Annotated in this window: 3 protein-coding genes; all 3 read left to right on the plus strand. The window is 45.6% G+C overall.

What is annotated here, in order from left to right; all coding sequences use genetic code 11:
• Window positions 1-782 (plus strand): N-acetylmuramoyl-L-alanine amidase (locus tag ACTXGO_RS12505; protein WP_443574765.1); only part of this gene is annotated, 782 nt, incomplete at its 5' end.
• A gap of 47 nt (window positions 783-829) precedes the next feature.
• A complete protein-coding gene (locus ACTXGO_RS12510) occupies window positions 830-1,570 on the plus strand; it encodes a pyridoxine 5'-phosphate synthase (RefSeq protein WP_443574766.1) in 741 nt (246 codons plus the stop codon).
• 162 nt (window positions 1,571-1,732) lie between these two features.
• A partial coding sequence (locus ACTXGO_RS12515; protein ID WP_443574767.1) for an aminotransferase class I/II-fold pyridoxal phosphate-dependent enzyme occupies window positions 1,733-2,397 on the plus strand: 665 nt, incomplete at its 3' end.

Genomic DNA, 2,397 nt, shown 5'->3' on the forward strand with positions numbered 1-2,397 from the left:
GCGTCGATAGCGATACTTATCAATCGCAAGGCAAAAGCGAGCGTATCAAAACTATCGTCCTGCACTATACTGTCTCAGACAACGCGCGCTCAATAAAGACCCTCACCACAGGTCAAGTCAGCGCCCACTATTTAATCTTGGATCAAGGCGATGACAAGATCTATAACTTAGTCCCAGAGTCTGAGCGCGCTTGGCATGCAGGCAACAGCTATTTTGCAGGTCGAACCATCCTCAACGATACTTCTATCGGTATCGAGATTGTTAATGCAGGCATCGCTCAGCAGTATCGAGGCGCGCTAAAATCAGGCGAGCTGGACTATCATCCGTACGAGCATTTTGTCACATTTGACGACTTACAAATCAAAAAGGTCGCACAACTGGTGCAAGATATCACGCGGCGCTATGGCATCTCACCCAAAAACATCGTCGGTCACTCAGATATCGCGCCGTCACGTAAGATAGATCCAGGCGCAAAGTTCCCTTGGCAACAGTTATACGAGCAGTATGATATCGGCGCTTGGTACGATGAAGCCGACAAAAAGTATTTTATCAGACAAATCGCTATGACCACGCCGACGATAGCTGAGATCAAGCAAGCCTTTCGCGAGTATGGCTACCAGATCAATACCACAAACGCGTGGGATAAGCCTAGCCGTGATGTCATCTATGCCTTTCAATTACACTTTCGTCCTCTAAATCCAACAGGGCAGATGGACGTCGAGACCTATGCTATCCTAAAAGCACTCAATAAAAAGTACGCAGGTCGTGACAACTTTTATTAGCATTTAGTGATTAATAATCAGATAACTATAACGAAAAAGGAAACACTATGAGCACCCTATTTAGCGTCAATTTAAACAAACTCGCTTTAATCCGTAACTCGCGCGGCACCGATTATCCTAATCTTTTGTACTTTGCCCAAAAGCTGATTGATCTAGGTGTCAAGGGCTTTACCGTGCATCCACGGCCCGATGAGCGGCATATCAGATATCAAGATGTTTATGATATTAGCGAATATCTCAAAGACTATAAAGACATCGAATTCAATATCGAAGGCAATCCCAACGAGCAATTTTTAAAACTCATTCGCGAAGTAAAACCGCATCAATGTACCCTCGTACCCGATAGCGAAGATCAACTGACCTCCGATCATGGTTTCGATATTATTAAGCATAGCGATATGCTATCTAAGCTTAGTCATGAGCTTGAAGCGTTCGGCACACGCTGCGCAGTGTTTATCGACCCTGATATTGAGCAGATCAAAGCAGTCATCGAGAGCGACGTACAGACGATAGAGATGTACACCGAAGAATGGGCGCGCGCTCATAGCGACGATAACAATGACGACGACTTTGCTGCGGTCAAGCAGCGCTTTAGCGATTGTATCAACCTCGCCAGCCAAAACGGTATGCGCGTCAACGCCGGTCACGATTTGAATTTGGAGAACTTAGCCGATTTGCTCAGGCTTGGCGATATTGCTGAGGTGTCGATTGGACATGCCTTTACCATTGAATCACTAGAGCAAGGCATGGATACGGTGGTTGCGCAATATCTGTCCATTTGTGGTTGAGGTTTTTATAGACAAAAATCAATGATTTAGGACTACAATATTTGTAAGAATATCTAGATAAGAGAAAAAAATAGCTACAAGAGTCTAAATAGATTATTGCTAGCAGCGGTCCTAATATTTACCTCAGGCAGTGGCAGCTAAAACACTAAAAAAGGAATTGTTATGTATCAAGCCTTTCAAACCCATCTACAGCAAGAAATCGACGAGATACGCGCGGCAGGACTGTATAAAACCGAGCGCGTTATCACCTCCCCGCAAGATGCGCTCATCAAGATCGCCGATGGCCGTGAAGTGCTGAACTTCTGTGCCAATAATTACCTTGGATTATCTGATAACCCTGAGATAAAAAAGGCGGCTACCCAAGCCATTGAAGACTCAGGGTATGGTATGTCATCGGTGCGTTTTATTTGTGGTACGCAAGATTTGCACAAGCAACTAGAGGCGACGATTTCTAAGTTTTTTAATACCGAAGATACGATTCTTTATGCCGCCTGTTTTGATGCTAATGGCGGTGCTTTTGAGCCCCTGCTAACTGGCGAGGATGCCATTATTTCTGATTCGTTAAATCACGCCTCCATCATCGATGGGGTGCGCCTGTGCAAGGCGGTACGCTATCGCTATGCCAATGCCGATATGCAAGATTTGGAGGCGCAATTGCAGGCAGCGCAAGCCCAGCGTTTTCGTTTAATTGTCACCGATGCCGTGTTTTCAATGGATGGTAATGTAGCGCCAATGGATGAGATTTATGCGTTGGCTCAAAAGTATGATGCCATGATTATGATTGACGAGTGTCATTCAGCAGGCGTCGTCGGTAAGACTGGCGGCGG

It is taken from the genome of Psychrobacter sp. T6-1 (assembly GCF_052258445.1).